Genomic DNA, 17513 nt, shown 5'->3' with positions numbered 1-17513 from the left:
TGCGCGACGATCCTACCGGCCGCCGCCCGCCGGGCTCCGGCCGGGAGGCGGCGCCTCGAGAGGTCGCTCCGATCGGGCGGGAGGCCGTGCCTCGATCCTGCCCGCGCTCCGGGACTCGCCGACCTCAGCGCGAGACGCAGGCCCCCGGGTCGACCGCCGCGGTCAGGGACGGCGCCTGCGCCGCGACCGGAGACAGCACCGAGAGCGGGATCGCGTAGCCGACGTTGTCGACCGAGGCCGCCTTGCCGAACACCACTCCCGAGACCGAGCCCTCGAGCGACAGCAGCGGGCCGCCCGAGTTGCCCTGGTTGACGACGGCGGCGAGCGTGAGCACCTCGCGCGAGGTCGGCGCGCCGTCGACCATCAGCGAGACGGTGGAGTCGGAGGAGACCTGCGCGGATCCCAGAGTCAGCGGCCCGCCGAAGGGGTAGCCGGCGACCACCGCGGCGTCGCCCGCGGCGACCGCGTCGTCGAGCGGGAGCGGAGCGGCCGAGAGCCCGTCGACCGCGACGACCGCCAGATCGGCGGCAGCGTCGACGTAGACGACCCGGCCGGTGCGCGGGGGCTCTCCGGGAGCCTCGACGACCGGCTCCGTCACTCCCGCGACCACGTGCGCGTTGGTGATCACGCGGTCGTCCGCGACGACGAAGCCGCTGCCGGTCACTCCCACATCGCAGGCCCAGGCCGTGCCCGAGACCCGCACGACGGAGTCGGACGCCGTCGCGACCTCGGGGTCGTCGGTCGCCACGTCCGGGATGCTCGGCGCCTGCGTCGGCCCGTCGATGGCCTCGACGATCCACGACGTGCCCTCGTCGACCACGGTCGACTGCAGCTGCGCGAGGAACCCGCGGACCGGGCTGGGGGTCAGGTCGTCGATGGTGCGGATGACGGTGGAGCCCGCGACGGAGGTGGTCACGAGCGGCACGCCCAGCAGCGAGACGGCCGAGGTGATCGCGATCCAGACGAGGGCCGAGATCGCCACTCCGGCGACTCCTCCGGCCAGGCGGTCGAGCAGGCCGAGCTTCACCTTGTCGGCTCCGCGGCTGAACGCGGCGCCGATCGACGCGCCGATCGCGTAGCCGAGGCCCAGGCACAGCACCGCGGTGCCGATGACGGCCAGCAGGCGCCACTCGCTCCCCGCAGCCCAGCTCGAGACGGCGGGCACGGCGAAGGAGGCGCCGATCGCGCCGGCGACGATGCCCGCGAGCCCTCCCGCGGTGCGGAGGAACCCGCGACGCAGCCCGTCGACGAGCGCGCCGATCAGGCTCAGCACGACGATGACGTCGACGATCACGGATGCGCCCACACGGACCTCCAGGTTGGGGTCCTCCAGCATGACCGACGCCGCATGCGCGGACGCCCGGAGGAGCCTGCGAGTCGCGAGGCCCACGGAACGAAGGCTCAGCGAGCGGATCGAGCGGATCGCGACCCGTTCGGGCTGTCAGCCTCACTTCCGCGGGCGCGGAGGCGATCCTCCTGGCGCGGAGACGCCCACCGGAGAGACGACTCTCCGGTGGAACGACTCTCCGGATCAGAAGAACGAGATGCAGTACGGCTCCGCGACCGGCGCGAAGAAGCGGTCGACCCGCTCGCGGTCCTCGGGAGCCAGGACGACGGCGCCCGCGCGGGCGAGCGTCGACGGGCGGGCCGAGCCGAGCAGCAGGGTGCCGAGATCGGCCACGTCGAGCTCGAGCACCGGGGAGTCGTCGGTGCGCTCGACGCGCCCCTCTCCGCCCTCGACCGTGATGCGGTAGCCGCCGTCGACGAGTCCGAGCGCGTCGCGGACCGCGATCACCAGCTCGCCGTCGCTCGTCCACGGCCGAGCGCCGAACGCCGCGGCCACGTCCAGCACGCGGGTCCAGATGAGGTCGCCGACGGTGGTGACCTGCACCACGCGCGCGTCGCGCAGCGCCCAGGTCAGCGGGTCGTCCAGCGGAGCCATGTCCCACGTCACGGTCGAGGCGAGGTCGACGGCGCCGAGGAAGCCCCAGAGCCCGAGGTACGCGTCCTCGGTCGCGGCGACGAGGTCGACGACAGCGAGCGTGCGGTCGTCGTCGTCCGGACCGGTCGCGCGGTAGGTGACGTAGCCGTCGAGCACGCCGTCGGAGTCGAGGTGCACCGCCGAGCGGACGGAGCGTCCGGGCTCGGTCTCGCCCGTCTCCATGCCCACCGCGTTGCCCGCCGCGCGCGACTGCCGCGTGATCGAGCCGGGGGTGCGCGCGTGGAAGGCCGCGAAGACCTCCTCCGCGTGCGACTGCAGCCACGAGGTCGTGACGACCTCGACGCGCCCGGCCGGCTCTGCCTGCAGGGCGAAGCGCGGACCGGTGTCGACGCGGATCGAGCGCGTGAACGCCGAGCGGCCGAAGCCGAAGCGGCGGTAGATCGAGGCCTCGCTCGCGGTGAGCAGCGCGACGGCGGCTCCCGACTCGCGGGCGCGATCGAGGTCGTCGGTGATCATGGCGCGCAGGATCCCGCGGCGCCGGTGGGTCGCCCGCACCGTGACCTGCGAGACGAGGTGAGCGTCGAGCGTTCGCCCGCGGCCGACCTGCAGGGTGCCGGGGAACGCGGCGTACGTGGCGACGGGCACCGCCGCTCCGTCGAGGCCCTCGGGGGAGGAGGAGTCGTGCACCGCCGTCAGGAAGCGCTGGTCGGCGACCATGTGCTCGGCCCAGTCGCGCCACTGAGCGGGCGTGTACTCCTTCTCGTGGAACCCCGCGTTGATCGCGGCGCCCCAGGCGGCCGTGGCGGCGTCGGGGCCGCCCTCGGCGGTCAGGGCGGCGGGGAAGTGGCGGAACTCGAGACCGGGGAGGGACATCCGTCCAGCCTATTCACCCGGCCTGCGGGTCCGCTCGGCGGGCGCGCGACGACCACGCCTCAGAGCACCCCCCACCGCTTCTCCAGCGCCGCGTCCACCGCGACGGCCAGCTCCTCCACGCGCGCCGATCCGTCCGCCGCCCGGATCCGCTCCGCCGCCGCCGCGATCGCCGTGCGCCGCCGGGGAAGCGTCGCCGTGAACGCGCAGTCCCGCAGCACCAGCAGCAGCTCCTCCGCCGGCGCCGCGACGCGCGAGAGCACCGACAGGCGTCGCTCGAACGGCGACTCCGGCGCGATCACCCGGAGGAACCCCTCCGGATCCTGGAACGCCGCCGGCGGATCCGGCACCCGCGCGAGCAGCGCGAGGGCCGAGGCCAGCGCGTCGAGATTCCCGGCCGCAGCGAGCGCCCTCAACCGGGTGTCGATGTCCGGACCGGGCCCCGGTCCGAGCGCGACCGCGGCGAGCGCCGCCGCGTCGATCCGCCGCTCCTGTGCCTCGTCGGGCACCGTCCCGACGGCCGACCACCACGAGAGCAGCGGAGTCGCGGCTACGGCGAACTCGCCCGCCCGCCGCTCCAGCGCGACGAACAGGTCCTCCCGCGCCGCGAGCGCGACGAGCGCGTCGACGTCGATCGCGAGCACCGTTCCCGAGACCTCGGGCGGCATCACGAGATGGCGACCCGAGGGAGGAGTGAGCTCCGCGCGGGTCCGCGCCCCCGGCCCGCGCGTGCTCGCCTGCAGGATCGCGTCCTCGAGAGTCGGCTCCGCGCGTCGTCGTCCGCTTCCCAGCACCATGCCGTCACGCTACCGTCGCGGCATGTCCCGCTACCTGGCGCTGCTGCGCGGAGTGAACGTCAACGGCCGCACCGTCCGCAGCGCGGATCTCGCCGCGGTCGTCGAGAGCGTCGGGGGCGCCCGGGTCCGGACCGTGCTCGCGAGCGGCAACGCCGCCTTCGACTCCGATCGCGCCCCCGCCGAGCTGAAGCCGGCGCTCGAGGCCGCCCTCGGCGAGCGCTTCGGCTACGACGCGTGGATCGTGCTGGTCGAGCAGGAGGCGCTCGCCGCGGTGGCCCGCGCGTACCCGTTCGAGCGGATCGACGCGGTCGCGCATCCGTACGTCGTCTTCGGCTCGAGCGACGCCGCCCTCGACGCCGTGCTCGAGGCGGTCGGCGAGAGCCCCGTCGATCTCCTGCAGCGCGGCGCCGGAGTCCTCTACTGGCGCTGCCCTCGGGGCTCGTCGACCGACACCCCCGCCGCGAGGATCCTGGCCCGCGCCGCCTACCGCTCCACCACGACCACCCGGAATCTGCGCACCGTCGAGAAGCTCGCCTCCGCCTGAAGAATCCCTCACATATTGGTTAGGCTATCCTTACTCTCGGTCCTCCCGACCGACACTCCAGGATCCGTCTTCCGAAAGGGAACAATGCCCCGCGTCACCCAGCCGATCGCCCTGCTCGCGACCGCACTGCTCACCGTCGGCCTCGCCGGCTGCTCGTCGGCCGCGACCGGGTCCGAGGGCACTGACAGCGACTTCACGCCCATCACCATCGAGCACGCCCTCGGCACGACGACCATCGAGTCGCAGCCCGAGCGCGTCGCCACGGTCAACTGGGCCAACCACGAGGTCCCGCTCGCACTGGGCGTCGTCCCCGTGGGCATGGCCGCCGCGAACTTCGGCGACGACGACGGCGACGGGCTGCTCCCGTGGGTCTCCGAGAAGCTCGAGGAGCTCGGCGGCGAGACCCCCGTCCTCTTCGACGAGACCGACGGCATCGACTTCGAGGCCGTGGCCGACACGCAGCCCGACGTGATCCTCGCCGCCTACTCCGGCCTCACGCAGGAGGACTACGACACCCTGAGCGAGATCGCTCCCGTCGTCGCCTACCCCGAGACCGCGTGGGGCACCTCATGGCGCGACACCATCACCTTCAACAGCGAGGCCATGGGCATGGCCGCCGAGGGCGAGGAGCTCGTCACCGAGCTCGAGGGCGAGATCGAGGAGGCCGCCGCCGCCTACCCGCAGCTGGAGGGCACCTCGGCGATGTTCCTCACGCACGTCGACCCGACCGATCTCAGCCAGGTCAGCTTCTACACGACCCACGACACCCGTCCCGCGTTCTTCGCGGACCTCGGCCTCATCACTCCCGGCAGCATCGAGACCGCCTCGGCGACCACCGACGCGTTCTCGCTCACGCAGAGCGCCGAGCAGGCCGATGCGTTCGACGACGTCGACGTCATCGTGACCTACGGCGACGACGAGCTCGTGAACACCCTCAAGGCCGACCCGCTGCTCTCGCAGATCCCGGCCGTCGCGAACGACGCCATCGTCCGCCTCCCCTCCACCCCGCTGGGCACCGCCGCGAACCCGACTCCGCTGTCGATCTCGTACGTCCTCGACGACTACCTGGGCCTCCTGGCCGAGGCCGCCGACAAGGCGAAGTGACCCTCACCGCCCCTCCTGCCGCCTCGGGCGTCGCCGCCGTGCGACGTCCGAGGCGTCTTCGCGCGCTCTGGCTGCTCGTCGCGATCGCGGCGCTCGTCGGCGCGGGCGTGCTCTCGGTCATGATCGGCTCGCGCGACGTCTCGTGGAGCGACGTGGTCGCGGCGTTCGGAGGATCGACCGACGGCTTCGAGCAGGCCGCGGTGGCCAAGCGCCTCCCGCGCACCGTGCTCGCGATGATCGCCGGGGCCGCCCTGGGCGTCGCCGGCGTGCTCATGCAGGGCGTCACCCGCAATCCGCTGGCCGACCCCGGCATCCTCGGCGTCAACACCGGCGCCTCGCTCGCCGTCGTCACCGGCATCGTCTTCTTCGGCCTGAGCACCGCCACCGGCTTCATCTGGGTCGCGATCGGAGGCGCCGCCGTCGCGGCCGTCTTCGTCTACGTCGTCGGATCCCTCGGCCGCGGGGGAGCGACTCCGCTCAAACTCGCGCTCGCCGGGGCCGCGACGTCGGCCGCCCTCGTCTCGGTGATCAGCGCGATCGTCCTGCCGCGCGCCGACCTGTCGGGCGGCATCCGCTCGTGGCAGATCGGCGGAGTGGGCGGCGCCACCTTCGCGAGCCTGGGCCAGGTGCTGCCGTTCCTCGCCGCGGGACTCGCGATCTGCGTGCTGTCGGCGAAGAGCCTCAACACCCTCGCGCTCGGCGACGAGCTGGCCGCGGGCCTCGGCGAGCGCGTGGCGGTGGCGCGCGGTGCGGCCGCCCTGGGCGCCGTGATCCTCTGCGGAGCGACCACCGCGATCACCGGCCCGATCGGCTTCGTCGGCCTGGTCGTCCCGCATGCCTGCCGCCTGATCGTCGGCGTCGACCACCGCTGGCTGCTCCCCTTCTCCGCGGTCACCGGCGCGATCCTGCTCACCGGCGCCGATGTCGTGGGCCGCATCGTCGCCCGCCCGAGCGAGATCGACGTCGGCATCATCACCGCGCTGATCGGCGCTCCCGTCTTCATCGCGATCGTCCGCCGCCAGAAGGTGCGCGAGCTGTGACCGCCGTGCTCGAGCGGAGCCACTCCGCCACCGCCGCCGCCGTCGCGTCCGGCCGCCGTCGCCGCGGGGCCCGCCGCCGCACGGTCGTCGCCGTGCTCGCCGTCTCGGTCGTCCTCGCCTTCGCGCTCTCGCTCGTCTTCGGCCAGACCGTCTACACCCCCGACGAGGTGCTGCGCGTGATCCTCGGGGAGCAGGTGCCCGGCGCCTCCTTCACCGTCGGGCGCCTCCGCCTCCCGCGCGCGGTGCTCGCCGTGCTCGTCGGCCTCTGCTTCGGCCTCGGCGGCGTCAGCTTCCAGACCATGCTGCGGAACCCCCTCGCGAGCCCCGACATCATCGGCATCAGCGCGGGCGCCTCGGCCGCCGCGGCGTTCGCCATCGTGACGCTGTCGCTGGGATCCACACAGGTGTCCGTCCTCGCGATCACCGCCGGCCTCGCGGTCGCCCTGGTCGTCTACGCGCTCGCGTACCGCAGCGGAGTCGCGGGCACCCGGCTCATCCTCATCGGCATCGGCGTCGCCGCCATGCTCGACAGCGTCACCGCCTACGTCCTGTCCCGCGCCGCCGCCTTCGACTTCCAGGAGGCGAGCCGCTGGCTCACCGGCAGCCTTAACGGCGCGCGCTGGGAGGAGGTCGTCCCGGTCCTCGTCGCCGTGGTCGTGCTGACCCCGGTGCTGCTGCTCAGCTCCCGCGACCTCGCCGGCACGCAGCTCGGCGACGACACCGCCTCGGCCCTGGGCATCCGGGTGAACCGAACGCGCCTCGTGGTGATCGTGGCGGCCGTCGGCCTCATCGCCTTCGCCACCGCGGCCGCCGGGCCGATCGCCTTCGTCGCGTTCCTCTCCGGACCCATCGCCGCGCGCCTGATCGGCCCGGGCGCCTCCCTCCTGGTGCCGTCGGCCCTGGTCGGAGCCCTGCTCGTGCTCGTCGCCGATCTGGTCGGCCAGTACGCGCTGGGGCTGCGCTACCCGGTCGGAGTCGTGACCGGGGTCCTCGGCGCCCCGTACCTGATCTACCTCATCGTCCGCAGCAACCGATCGGGAGGCTCCCTGTGAGCGCCGAGCACACCCTGACCGTCGAGCACCTGACGCTCGGCTACGGCGACCGCACCGTGGTCGACGGCCTCGACCTCGTCGTCCCGCCCGGCCGCATCACCGCGATCGTCGGCGCGAACGCCTGCGGCAAGTCGACGCTCCTGCGCTCGATGTCGCGCCTGCTCGCCCCGCGCGCCGGCACCGTGCTGCTCGACGGCAAGGCCGTGCACCGGATGCCCGCGAAGCAGCTCGCGCGCACGCTCGGCCTCCTCCCGCAGTCGCCGATCGCACCGGAGGGGATCACCGTCGCCGATCTCGTCGGTCGTGGACGCCATCCGCACCAGGGCATCCTGAGCCGCTGGAACGCGCACGACGACGAGGCCGTCGCGACGGCGCTGGACGCGACCGACACCGCCGCCCTCGCCGACCGCGCCGTCGACGAGCTCTCGGGCGGGCAGCGCCAGCGGGTCTGGATCGCGATGGCCCTCGCGCAGGAGACCGACCTGCTGCTGCTGGACGAGCCGACCACGTTCCTCGACGTCAGCCACCAGGTCGAGGTGCTCGACCTCCTCGTCGATCTCAACCGCACGCGCGGCACGACCGTCGTCATGGTGCTGCACGACCTCAACCTCGCCGCTCGGTACGCCGACCACCTGGTCGCCCTGGCCGGCGGCACGGTGCACGCCTCGGGCGCCCCGGTCGACGTGCTCACCGAGGACACGGTGCGCGCCGTGTTCGGCCTCGACAGCCGCATCATCACCGACCCGACCTCCGGCACGCCGCTGATGCTCCCGCTCGGGCGGCACCGGCTCGCGCCGCACGGGGAGGACGCCTCGGTCCCGCAGAAGTAAGGCCCGTCGGCCCGAAGCGCCGAGAACCGCCTCGGGGAGCGATCCGGCCTTCTCCTGCGGTGCGCCTCGGGACGGCGGACGGGTGCCGGGTGCGATGACGACGGATCGCGTGACGCGAGCTCGGCGATTCGCGCCGGTCCCGGTGTAGAACGCCGTGCCGGACGGCGCGCACATGACGGACGTGTAAACGGTTCCACACGGCGCCCGGGCGGCGTATACGATTCTTTCCAGTCCGCGTCGGATGGCCGTCGTCGGTCGACGCCCCCGCCAGCCTGCCCCCGACCAGAGGTCCCCCGCCGTGTCTGCTCCCTCCGCGCGCCCCGACGCCTCCGCTCTCCGCGGGCTCCGTGCGCTCCTGTTCGACCTCGACGGCGTGCTGACGCCGACCGCCGACGTGCACATGCACGCCTGGGCGCGGCTCTTCACTCCGTACCTGGAGTCGAAGGGCATCACCGAGGGCTACACCGACGCCGACTACTTCCGCTACATCGACGGCCGCCCGCGCTACGACGGCGTCCGGGCGCTGCTGGCGTCGCGCGGCATCGTCCTGCCCGACGGCGATCCGAGCGACGATCCCGCGCTCGAGACCGTGTGCGGTCTCGGCAACCGCAAGAACGACGCCTTCAACGCCGTGCTCGCGGCCGACGGAGTGGCACCGTACCCGGGCTCGCTCGCGTTCCTCGACGCCGCCATCGCGGCGGGCGTCGAGGTCGCCGTCGTGACCTCCTCGCGCAACGGCGTGCCCGTGCTCGTCGCGGCCGGCATCCGCGACCGCTTCGAGATCGTCGTCGACGGACTCCTCGCCGCCGAGCGCTCCATCGCCGGCAAGCCCGCCCCCGACACCTACCTCTACGCGGCCGAACTGCTGGGCCTCACCGCGGCCGAGTGCGCCGTCGTCGAGGACGCCCACTCCGGAGTCGCCGCCGGCCGCGCGGGCGCCTTCGGCCTGGTCGTGGGCGTCGACCGCGGAGTCGGCGCCGAGACCCTCCTCGAGCACGGAGCCGACATCGTCGTCGACGACCTCGCCGAGCTCCTCCCCTTCCTCCCCGTCTCCATCCCCGAGGACGCCGCATGAACCCCATCACCTCCGACCCGCTCGACCGCAACCGCTTCCCGGTCGACGAGTGGGCCCTCGTCGAGACCGAGTTCGCGAGCGAGCTGCAGGGCCGCACCGAGACGCTCTTCGCGACCGGCAACGGCTACCTCGGCCTCCGCGGGAACGTCGAGGAGGGCCGCGACGGCTACGCCTACGGCTCCTTCATCAACGGCTTCCACGAGACCTGGCCGATCCGCCACGCCGAGGAGGCGTTCGGCTTCGCCCGCGTCGGCCAGACGATCGTCAACGTGCCGGACGCCAAGATCATCCGCCTCTACGTCGACGACGAGCCGTTCGTGCTCAGCGAGGCCGACATCCTCTCGTACTCGCGGCGCCTCGACTTCGCGAACGGCGTGCTGCACCGCGAGCTCGAGTGGCGCACGCCCTCGGGCAAGCGGGTGCTCATCCGCTCGCGTCGGCTCGTGTCGTTCACCGACCGCCACCTCGCGATCCTCGACTACGAGGTCGAGCTGCTCGACGGCGACGCGTCCGTGCTCATCTCGAGCCAGATCCTCAACCGTCAGGACGGCGTGGACGAGTACCACGCGCCCTCCGGCAGCGAGGCGGCCGGCTTCGACCCGCGCAAGGCCGAGTCCTTCGAGGACCGCGTGCTCCAGCCGCGCCTCAAGCGCGTGAACGGCACCCGCTACCTGCTGGGCTACCGCACCACCAACTCGCAGATGACGGTCGCGTGCGGCGCCGAGCACGTCCTCGAGACCGAGAACGAGTGGGACCAGACCTCCCAGATCGACGACGACCTGGCCAAGCACGTCTACCGCGTCAAGGCGAAGGCCGGCCGTCCGATCCGCCTGGTCAAGACCCTGACCTATCACACGTCCCGCGGCGTGCCGGTGCGCGAGCTCGCCGACCGCTGCGACCGCACGCTCGACCGCGCCCGCGAGACCCCGGTCGAGGAGCAGTTCGTCAAGCAGCGCGAGTGGCTCGACGACTACTGGGCCCGCTCCGACGTGCAGATCGACGGTCAGGCCGCGATCCAGCAGGCCACCCGCTGGAACCTCTTCCAGCTCGCGCAGTCCACCGCGCGCACCGACGGCGGCGGAGTCGCGGCCAAGGGCGTCTCGGGGTCGGGCTACGGCGGCCACTACTTCTGGGACACCGAGGTCTACGTCCTCCCGTTCCTCAGCTACACCGCCCCGCTGGTGGCGCGGAACGCCCTGCGCTTCCGGCAGAACATGCTCGAGGCGGCCCGCTCTCGCGCGGCCGAGCTCAACCAGCGCGGCGCGCTCTTCCCGTGGCGCACCATCAACGGGCAGGAGTCGTCGGCGTACTACGCCGCCGGCACCGCGCAGTACCACATCGACGCCGACATCTCGTACGCCCTGATGCAGTACGTGGCCGCGACGGGCGACGACGACTTCCTCGCCCGGGGGGCCATCGACATCCTCGTCGAGACCGCGCGCATGTGGGCCGATCTCGGCTTCTGGCGCAGCAACGGCGACGACCACTTCCACATCCACGGAGTGACGGGGCCGGACGAGTACACGACGGTCGTCAACGACAACCTCTACACGAACGTCATGGCGCGCTCGAACCTGCGTGCCGCGGCCCGTGCGGTGGAGCTGCTCAAGGCGGTCGAGCCCGCCGCGTTCGAGCGGATGGCGTCGCGTCTCGCCCTCGACGAGGACGAGGTCCTCGAGTGGGCCCGCGCGGCCGACAAGATGCACATCCCGTTCGACCAGCGCGCCGGGATCCACCCGCAGGACGCCGCGTTCCTCGAGAAGGAGCTGTGGGACCTCGAGAACACGCCGGCGAGCAAGCGGCCGCTGCTGCTGCACTTCCACCCGCTGGTGATCTACCGCTTCCAGGTCCTCAAGCAGGCCGACGTCGTGCTGGCGCTCCTCCTGCAGGGCAACGAGTTCACCGCCGAGCAGAAGCGCGCCGACTTCGAGTACTACGACGCGCTCACCACGGGCGACTCGACGCTGTCGGCGGTCGTGCAGTCGATCATCGCGGCCGAGGTCGGCTACCACGAGCTCTCGAAGCACTACTTCCTGTCGGCCCTGTTCGTCGACCTGGCCGATCTGCACCGCAACACCGCCGACGGCATCCACGTCGCCTCGACCGGCGGCGTCTGGAGCGCCCTCGTCTACGGCTTCGGCGGCATGCGCGACCACGGCGGACGGATCACGTTCGACCCGCGACTGCCCGGCGACTGGGAGCGGCTGACCTTCCGCATCACGCTGCACGGCACGCGCGTGCGGGTCGAGGTCACGCAGGACGCGGTGCTGCTCACGGTCGAGGAGGGCGACGCCGCGGCGATCACCGTCCGCGACGAGCGCGTGCACGTCGAGGCCGGCAACCCCGTCCGCGTCGCCCTGGGGCACCAGGGCCCGCGCCTCACGGGAGCGCCGACCACGTCCGACATCGAGGGCACCCGTCGCTCGGACGGCACGGTCATCACGGCGTCCATCCCCACCATCTCGATGACCCCGGAGCCCGAGGTCCTGACCGGCCCGTAGGCCTCCGCTGATCGAGCAGCCCTCGGAGAGGGCTCCTTCCTGCTGATCGAGTAGCCCGCGCAGCGGGCGTATCGAGATCCCCGTCGGCCAGCAGCGCCCCCGGGGAACGACGAACGGCCGGGACCCCGAAGGATCCCGGCCGTTCCGGTGGAGCGTCGAGCGCTACGCCGCCGCGACCAGCGCGCGGACCGCCGACGTGAAGAACGTCAACCCGTCCACGCCCGAGCGCATCGCGGCGCGGGTGTCCGGACCGAAGCCCGCCTCGACCGCGTGCTCGGGGTGCGGCATCAGGCCGACGACGTTGCCGCGGGCGTTGCTGATGCCGGCGATGTTGTTCATCGAGCCGTTCGGGTTCTCGCCGAGGTAGCGGACGACGACGCGCCCCTCCGCCTCGAGCCGCAGCAGCGTGTCGGCCGAGGCGATGTAGCCGCCCTCGCCGTTCTTCAGCGGGATCGTGATCTCCTGACCGGGCTCGAAACCGTTGGTCCAGGCGGTCGCGGTGCTCGCGACCATCAGGCGCTGGTCGCGGCAGACGAAGGATCCGGCGTCGTTGCGGATGAGGCCGCCGGGCAGCAGGTGCGCCTCGGTCAGCATCTGGAAGCCGTTGCAGATGCCGAGCACCGGGGTGCCGGCGTTCGCCGCATCGATGACCTCGCGCATGATCGGCGAGTGCGAGGCGATCGCTCCGCAGCGCAGGTAGTCGCCGTACGAGAACCCGCCGGGCAGCACGATCGCGTCGACGCCCTGCAGGTCGTGGTCGCCGTGCCAGAGCGCGACGGGCTCGGCATCGGCGAACCGGATCGCGCGCTGCGCGTCGCGGTCGTCGAGGGAGCCGGGGAACGTGATGACGCCGATCCGCATGTCGGTCAGACCTCCGGGTAGTGGATGCCGACGACGTCCTCGATGACCGAGTTCGAGAGCATCTCGTCGGCGATGCGGGCGATCGCGGTGCGCACCTCGTCGGTGACCTCGTCGACCGTGATCTCGAAGCGCTTGCCGACGCGGACGCCGCTCACCGACGAGTGGCCGAGGCGCGAGAGGGCGCCGGCGACGGCCTTCCCCTGGGGGTCGAGCAGCTCTGCCTTGGGCATGACCTCAACGACGATCGTGGGCATCGTGTCTCTCCGGAGTGTCGGGGGAGTGTGCGGGAGTCCGCGCGCCCATGGTACCGCCCGTCGAATCCCGGAGGCGGTGCCGTCAGCGACCAGCGGCCGTCACCCGGATCGCGTTCGCCCACGGGTCCTCGAACCCCAGCGTCCGCCCGTCGTCCTGCGTCGCGACGCGCGCGTGACGGAGCCGCTCCTCGAGCGCTCCGACGTCGTCGGCTCCCGGCACCACGATCTCGACCTGCCCGAGTCCGAGCGCGAGCTGCCGCCGACCCGCGCCGAGCGAGTTCCACGTGTTCATGGCCATGTGGTGGTGGTAGCCGCCGGCCGAGACGAAGAGCGCCTGACCGCCGTACGCGATCGTCGTCTCGAAGCCGAGCCGGTCGACGTAGAACTCCTTCGCCGTCGCCACGTCGCCGACGCTGAGGTGCACGTGGCCCACCGAGGCGCCGCCCAGGCGCGGCTGCGCGATCGACTGCTCGGTGAGGTGCTCCTGGAGGAACGTGTTCGGGTCCAGGAACACGGTGCCCATCTCGATCCGTCCGTGCGTCCACGACCACTGGGTGCGGTCGCGGTCCCAGTAGAGCTCGACGCCGTTGTGCTCGGGGTCGTCGAAGTAGAAGGCCTTGCTGACCAGGTGGTCGGAGCTGCCGGTGAAGGAGCCGGGGTGGCGGGTGGCGACGCTGTAGACCGCGGCCGCGAGTGCCGCCTCCGACTCGAAGAGGATCGCGGTGTGGAAGAGCCCGGCGGCGCGGGGGCCCGCGTGGCGCAGCTCCGGCGCGTGCTGCAGGATCACGGCGGCGGTGCCTCCGCGCCCGAGCACGGCGACGGAGCCGTCCTGCGAGAGGACGTCGAGGGTCACGGCGTCGCGGTAGTACGCGACCATGCCGTCGAGGTCGGCGACGCGCAGCGTGACCGCGCCCATCGTGGTGTCGGGAGCGAGCAGGTCGGGGGAGACGGTGTCCATCGTGTTCACGCTAGACCCAACTCAGTTGTAGCCACAACTATTTCCCCGACGCGACGTCTGTCTCATAGGCGGCTCATCGGATCCGTCCAGCCCGCCCCGAACGCGCGGGCGTCCACTGGGTCCTGCCGCCGAGAAGGGCGGCACCGGCTGGAGGACGAACCATGAACGAGACGCACGCACCCGATGGAGCAGAGCACGGGCCCGAGACGGCGCCGGCACCGGAGCCGGTCGAGGACCGCACGGCGCTCCGCCTCGACGACCGGCGCCGCCGCCGTCGCGCGCTGATCGCCGGCGGCGCCGGGCTCGCCGTGCTGATCGCCGTCGCGGCGGGCGGGGTCTCGTACGCCGGCGCCGCCGAGGCCGCGTCGTCGTCCTCCTCGAGCACGGCGACGATCGTCTACCCGGGCGGCTCCCGCGGATCCTTCGGCGGCGGCTCCACGATCTCCCCTTACGGCAGCGGGTCGGGCTACGGGTCCGGGTCCTCGTCGAGCGCCGGCGCGGCCACCTCGACCGACGCCGTCCCCGCCTCGACCGCGCAGACCGCGGGAGTCGTCACGATCGTGTCCGACCTGACCTACGAGGGAGCGCGCTCGGCCGGGACCGGCGTGATCCTCACCTCGGACGGCATGATCCTGACCAACAACCACGTCGTCGAGGGCTCGACGAGCATCGCCGTCACCGTCGAGTCGACCGGCGAGACCTACACCGCCCGGGTGGTGGGCACCGACGCGACGAACGACGTCGCCGTGCTGCAGCTGGAGGACGCCTCCGGCCTCACTCCCGCGACCCTCGACACCGACGGCGTCGCGATCGGCGACGCCGTGACCGCGGTCGGCAATGCGGAGGGGACCGGCGACCTCGTCGCCGCCGCCGGCACCGTGACCGCTCTCGGCCAGAGCATCACGACGCAGTCCGAGACCGGCATCGCGGGGGAGACCCTCGCAGGGCTGATCCAGGTCGACGCCGACATCGTCTCGGGCGACTCCGGCGGACCCCTGGTGGACGCCTCCGGCGCGGTCGTCGGGATCGACACCGCGGCGTCGAGCGGATCGGCGGACATCACCGGCTTCGCGATCCCGATCGCCACCGCGCTCGACATCGTCGCGCAGATCGAGGCCGGAGCCGACACCGCCACCATCGAGATCGGCTACCCGGCGTTCCTCGGAGTCGCGCTCTCGTCGGGCGCGAGCCCGTACGCGTCCGATGCCGCGGGCGCCGTGATCGGCGGAGTGATCGAGGGCACCCCGGCCGCGTCGGCCGGCCTCGCCGCCGGCGACGTGGTCACGGCCGTCGACGGCACTCCGGTCGCCTCGGCCGACGCGCTCTCGGCGGCGCTGGCCGAACGCGAGCCCGGCGAGTCCGTCACCCTCTCCTGGACCGACGCCTCCGGCACCGCCCACTCCGCCCCCGTCATCCTCACCGAGGGCCCCGTCGCCTGACCTCCGCGGGAGGCCGTCCGTCCTTCCGGCACGCTCGTGCATCCGCACGATCTGCAGGCACTTGTGCGATCTGGAGGGGATCCGGCCCGCACGCGTTCCGCGCTTGCGGCGGAAGGGGCATTCCCGGCCGGATCACCTGCAGATCGCACATCCGCCCCGCTCGACCCGCCGCGTTGTTTTGACTCACTCAACACAACTCCGGTAGTGTCACCGGCATGACGACACCGGACGACCGCCTCCGAGCCTCTGGGCTCAAGGCCACCGCCACGCGGCGGGCCGTCCTGCACGCACTCGAGGAGCATCCGCACTCCGGGGTCGACGAGGTGCTGGCGCGAGTGCGTGCCGAGCTCCCCGACACGTCCGCGCAGGCGGTCTACGGAGTGCTGTCCGCCTTCACCGACGCCGGCCTCACCCGCCGCATCGAGCCGGAGGGGCATCCGCGCCGCTTCGAGCTGCGCGTCGGCGACAACCACCACCACGTCGTCTGCCGCGCGTGCGGAGCCGTCGCCGACGTCGACTGTGTCGTCGGAGCAGCACCGTGCCTGCACCCGTCCACGTCGAGCGGCTTCACCGTCGACACGGCCGAGGTCACGTTCTGGGGCACCTGCCCCGACTGCCTCCGGGCATCCGCGAACTGACCCGACACCATCACCGCAGCGGCGCGCCGGAAGGCCCGCCGCCGACAGGAGGAACATGACCGAGGAACGATTCACGACGACGAACTCCGGAGCGCCGGTCGCGAGCGACCAGCACTCCCTGAGCGTCGGGGCCGACGGCCCCCTCGCGCTCCACGACCACTACCTCCTCGAGAAGCTCGCCCAGTTCAACCGCGAGCGCATCCCGGAGCGCGTCGTCCACGCCAAGGGCGGCGGAGCGTTCGGACGCTTCATCACCACGGCCGACGTCAGCGCCTACACCCGTGCCGCGCTCTTCCAGCCCGGCGTCGAGACCGAGATGCTCGCGCGCTTCTCCACCGTCGCCGGTGAGCAGGGCTCGCCCGACACGTGGCGCGACCCCCGCGGCTTCGCGCTGAAGTTCTACACGAGCGAGGGCAACTACGACCTCGTGGGCAACAACACCCCGGTGTTCTTCCTCCGCGACGGCATCAAGTTCCCCGACTTCATCCGCTCGCAGAAGCGCCTCCCCGGCACGCACCTGCGCGATCACGACATGCAGTGGGACTTCTGGACGCTGTCCCCGGAGTCGGCCCACCAGGTCACGTGGCTCATGGGCGACCGCGGTCTGCCGAGCTCGTGGCGCCACATGGACGGCTTCGGATCGCACACCTACCAGTGGATCAACGCGGCCGGCGAGCGCTTCTGGGTGAAGTACCACTTCAAGACCGACCAGGGCGTCGAGATCCTCAGCCAGGAGCAGGCCGACCAGATCGCCGGAGAGGACGCCGACTTCCACATCCGCGACCTGTCCACCGCGATCGACAGCGGCGACTACCCGACCTGGACCCTGTCCGTGCAGGTCATGCCCTACGAGGACGCGAAGTCGTACCGGTTCAACCCGTTCGACCTCACCAAGGTCTGGCCGCACGCGGACTACCCGCTGATCGAGGTCGGCACGATGATCCTCGACCGCAACCCCGAGAACTACTTCGCGCAGATCGAGCAGGCCGCGTTCGCCCCGTCGAACTTCGTGCCCGGCATCGCGGCGAGCCCCGACAAGATGCTGCTCGCGCGCATCTTCAGCTACGCCGACGCGCACCGCTACCGCGTGGGCGCGAACCACGCGCAGCTCCCGGTCAACGCTCCGAAGTCGCCGGTGCACTCGTACTCGAAGGACGGGGCCATGCGCTTCGACTTCCAGAAGTCCGAGGTCCCGGTCTACGCGCCCAACACGATGGGCGGCGCGCACGCCGACCCCGCTCGTGCGGCGGAGTCCACCGGCTGGGAGAGCGACGGCGAGCTGACGCGCGCGGCGGCGACCCTGCACCCGGAGGACGACGACTTCGGCCAGGCGGGCACGCTCTACCGCGAGGTCCTCGACGACGCCGCCCGTGCGCGTCTCGTCGCGAACATCGCCGGGCACGTGTCGAAGGTCACGCGCCCCGAGCTCCGCCAGCGGGTGCTGCAGTACTGGGCGAACGTCGACAGCTCGCTGTCGCAGCGCGTCGCCGAGGCGCTCGAGCCGTCCGCGCCGGGTGCCGGTGTGGCCCCGGAGGAAGTGGGCATCGGGGCCTGACCCCGCCGCCCGAACGAGTGCGCGGTGCCGGGCTGGACCCCGGCACCGCGCGA

The 17513-nt window shown here is 72.4% G+C and carries 16 protein-coding genes; 10 read left to right on the top strand and 6 right to left on the bottom strand.

Features of this window, described 5'->3' with window-relative positions; translation table 11 throughout:
- Positions 1-124: 124 nt before the first annotated feature.
- The 3 genes from AC0CID_RS12120 to AC0CID_RS12110 form a co-directional block, all read right to left on the bottom strand.
- Complete coding sequence (locus AC0CID_RS12120; protein ID WP_465227006.1) at positions 125-1390, bottom strand: MarP family serine protease; 1266 nt, start codon at positions 1388-1390, stop codon at positions 125-127.
- 141 nt (positions 1391-1531) lie between these two features.
- Entirely contained in the window at positions 1532-2815 is a 1284-nt protein-coding gene (locus AC0CID_RS12115; protein ID WP_465227005.1) for a GNAT family N-acetyltransferase, read from the bottom strand.
- Between the two features lie 59 nt (positions 2816-2874).
- Complete coding sequence (locus AC0CID_RS12110) at positions 2875-3609, bottom strand: DUF2254 family protein (protein WP_465227004.1); 735 nt, start codon at positions 3607-3609, stop codon at positions 2875-2877.
- 22 nt (positions 3610-3631) lie between these two features.
- Here AC0CID_RS12110 and AC0CID_RS12105 point away from each other — a divergent pair, with 22 nt between their 5' ends.
- The 7 genes from AC0CID_RS12105 (at position 3632) to AC0CID_RS12075 (ending at position 11755) form a co-directional block, all read left to right on the top strand.
- A complete protein-coding gene (locus AC0CID_RS12105) occupies positions 3632-4153 on the top strand; it encodes a DUF1697 domain-containing protein (RefSeq protein ID WP_465227003.1) in 522 nt (173 codons plus the stop codon).
- 84 nt (positions 4154-4237) lie between these two features.
- Complete coding sequence (locus AC0CID_RS12100) at positions 4238-5257, top strand: iron-siderophore ABC transporter substrate-binding protein (protein ID WP_465227002.1); 1020 nt, start codon at positions 4238-4240, stop codon at positions 5255-5257.
- Positions 5254-6297 carry a FecCD family ABC transporter permease gene (locus AC0CID_RS12095; protein ID WP_465227001.1) on the top strand — a complete coding sequence of 348 codons (1044 nt, stop codon included), beginning with the start codon at positions 5254-5256 and terminating at the stop codon, positions 6295-6297. Before AC0CID_RS12100 ends, AC0CID_RS12095 begins: the two co-directional genes overlap by 4 nt.
- Positions 6294-7349: a FecCD family ABC transporter permease gene (locus AC0CID_RS12090; RefSeq protein WP_207403427.1), complete on the top strand. Its 1056-nt coding sequence runs from the start codon at positions 6294-6296 to the stop codon at positions 7347-7349. Before AC0CID_RS12095 ends, AC0CID_RS12090 begins: the two co-directional genes overlap by 4 nt.
- On the top strand, positions 7346-8179 hold the full coding sequence (locus AC0CID_RS12085; protein ID WP_207403428.1) for an ABC transporter ATP-binding protein: 834 nt from the start codon (positions 7346-7348) through the stop codon (positions 8177-8179). Before AC0CID_RS12090 ends, AC0CID_RS12085 begins: the two co-directional genes overlap by 4 nt.
- Before the next feature lie 298 nt (positions 8180-8477).
- Entirely contained in the window at positions 8478-9254 is a 777-nt protein-coding gene (locus tag AC0CID_RS12080; protein ID WP_465227000.1) for an HAD family hydrolase, read from the top strand.
- The gene (locus tag AC0CID_RS12075) at positions 9251-11755 is read left to right on the top strand and encodes a glycoside hydrolase family 65 protein (RefSeq protein WP_207403430.1); all 2505 of its coding nucleotides are present in this window, start codon (positions 9251-9253) and stop codon (positions 11753-11755) included. The genes AC0CID_RS12080 and AC0CID_RS12075 overlap by 4 nt, the downstream gene beginning before the upstream one ends.
- Before the next feature lie 162 nt (positions 11756-11917).
- On the opposite strand, the gene purQ is transcribed toward AC0CID_RS12075, so the two are convergent.
- From purQ to AC0CID_RS12060, 3 genes are all read right to left on the bottom strand, one after another.
- Positions 11918-12616, bottom strand: coding sequence for a phosphoribosylformylglycinamidine synthase subunit PurQ (gene purQ / locus AC0CID_RS12070; RefSeq protein WP_207403431.1), 699 nt, complete (start codon positions 12614-12616; stop codon positions 11918-11920).
- A gap of 5 nt (positions 12617-12621) precedes the next feature.
- A complete protein-coding gene (gene purS, locus AC0CID_RS12065; protein ID WP_465226999.1) occupies positions 12622-12870 on the bottom strand; it encodes a phosphoribosylformylglycinamidine synthase subunit PurS in 249 nt (82 codons plus the stop codon).
- An 82-nt stretch (positions 12871-12952) separates the two neighbouring features.
- On the bottom strand, positions 12953-13828 hold the full coding sequence (locus tag AC0CID_RS12060) for a VOC family protein (protein WP_465226998.1): 876 nt from the start codon (positions 13826-13828) through the stop codon (positions 12953-12955).
- 161 nt (positions 13829-13989) lie between these two features.
- On the opposite strand from AC0CID_RS12060, the gene AC0CID_RS12055 reads away from it, so the two are divergent.
- From AC0CID_RS12055 to AC0CID_RS12045, 3 genes are all read left to right on the top strand, one after another.
- Entirely contained in the window at positions 13990-15267 is a 1278-nt protein-coding gene (locus tag AC0CID_RS12055) for a S1C family serine protease (RefSeq protein WP_465226997.1), read from the top strand.
- A 215-nt stretch (positions 15268-15482) separates the two neighbouring features.
- On the top strand, positions 15483-15905 hold the full coding sequence (locus AC0CID_RS12050) for a Fur family transcriptional regulator (RefSeq protein WP_207403435.1): 423 nt from the start codon (positions 15483-15485) through the stop codon (positions 15903-15905).
- Between the two features lie 55 nt (positions 15906-15960).
- Positions 15961-17460 (top strand): catalase, encoded by a 1500-nt coding sequence (locus AC0CID_RS12045; protein WP_465226996.1) that lies wholly within the window; start codon positions 15961-15963, stop codon positions 17458-17460.
- Positions 17461-17513: the final 53 nt, after the last annotated feature.

The organism is Rathayibacter sp. AC451, from assembly GCF_979253095.1.
The sequence above is the reverse complement of the archived record's forward strand: the minus strand, read 5'-3'. Positions and strand labels throughout refer to the sequence as shown.

What these genes read in the sequence shown, in the direction of transcription:
- AC0CID_RS12115 (WP_465227005.1), bottom strand. Translation starts at nt 2,815, where the DNA reads ATGTCCCTCCCCGGTCTCGAGTTCCGCCACTTCCCCGCCGCCCTGACC.
- AC0CID_RS12110 (WP_465227004.1), bottom strand. Translation starts at nt 3,609, where the DNA reads ATGGTGCTGGGAAGCGGACGACGACGCGCGGAGCCGACTCTCGAGGAC.
- AC0CID_RS12105 (WP_465227003.1), top strand. Translation starts at nt 3,632, where the DNA reads ATGTCCCGCTACCTGGCGCTGCTGCGCGGAGTGAACGTCAACGGCCGC.
- AC0CID_RS12100 (WP_465227002.1), top strand. Translation starts at nt 4,238, where the DNA reads ATGCCCCGCGTCACCCAGCCGATCGCCCTGCTCGCGACCGCACTGCTC.
- AC0CID_RS12075 (WP_207403430.1), top strand. Translation starts at nt 9,251, where the DNA reads ATGAACCCCATCACCTCCGACCCGCTCGACCGCAACCGCTTCCCGGTC.
- purQ (WP_207403431.1), bottom strand. Translation starts at nt 12,616, where the DNA reads ATGCGGATCGGCGTCATCACGTTCCCCGGCTCCCTCGACGACCGCGAC.
- purS (WP_465226999.1), bottom strand. Translation starts at nt 12,870, where the DNA reads ATGCCCACGATCGTCGTTGAGGTCATGCCCAAGGCAGAGCTGCTCGAC.
- AC0CID_RS12060 (WP_465226998.1), bottom strand. Translation starts at nt 13,828, where the DNA reads ATGGACACCGTCTCCCCCGACCTGCTCGCTCCCGACACCACGATGGGC.
- AC0CID_RS12055 (WP_465226997.1), top strand. Translation starts at nt 13,990, where the DNA reads ATGAACGAGACGCACGCACCCGATGGAGCAGAGCACGGGCCCGAGACG.
- AC0CID_RS12050 (WP_207403435.1), top strand. Translation starts at nt 15,483, where the DNA reads ATGACGACACCGGACGACCGCCTCCGAGCCTCTGGGCTCAAGGCCACC.
- AC0CID_RS12045 (WP_465226996.1), top strand. Translation starts at nt 15,961, where the DNA reads ATGACCGAGGAACGATTCACGACGACGAACTCCGGAGCGCCGGTCGCG.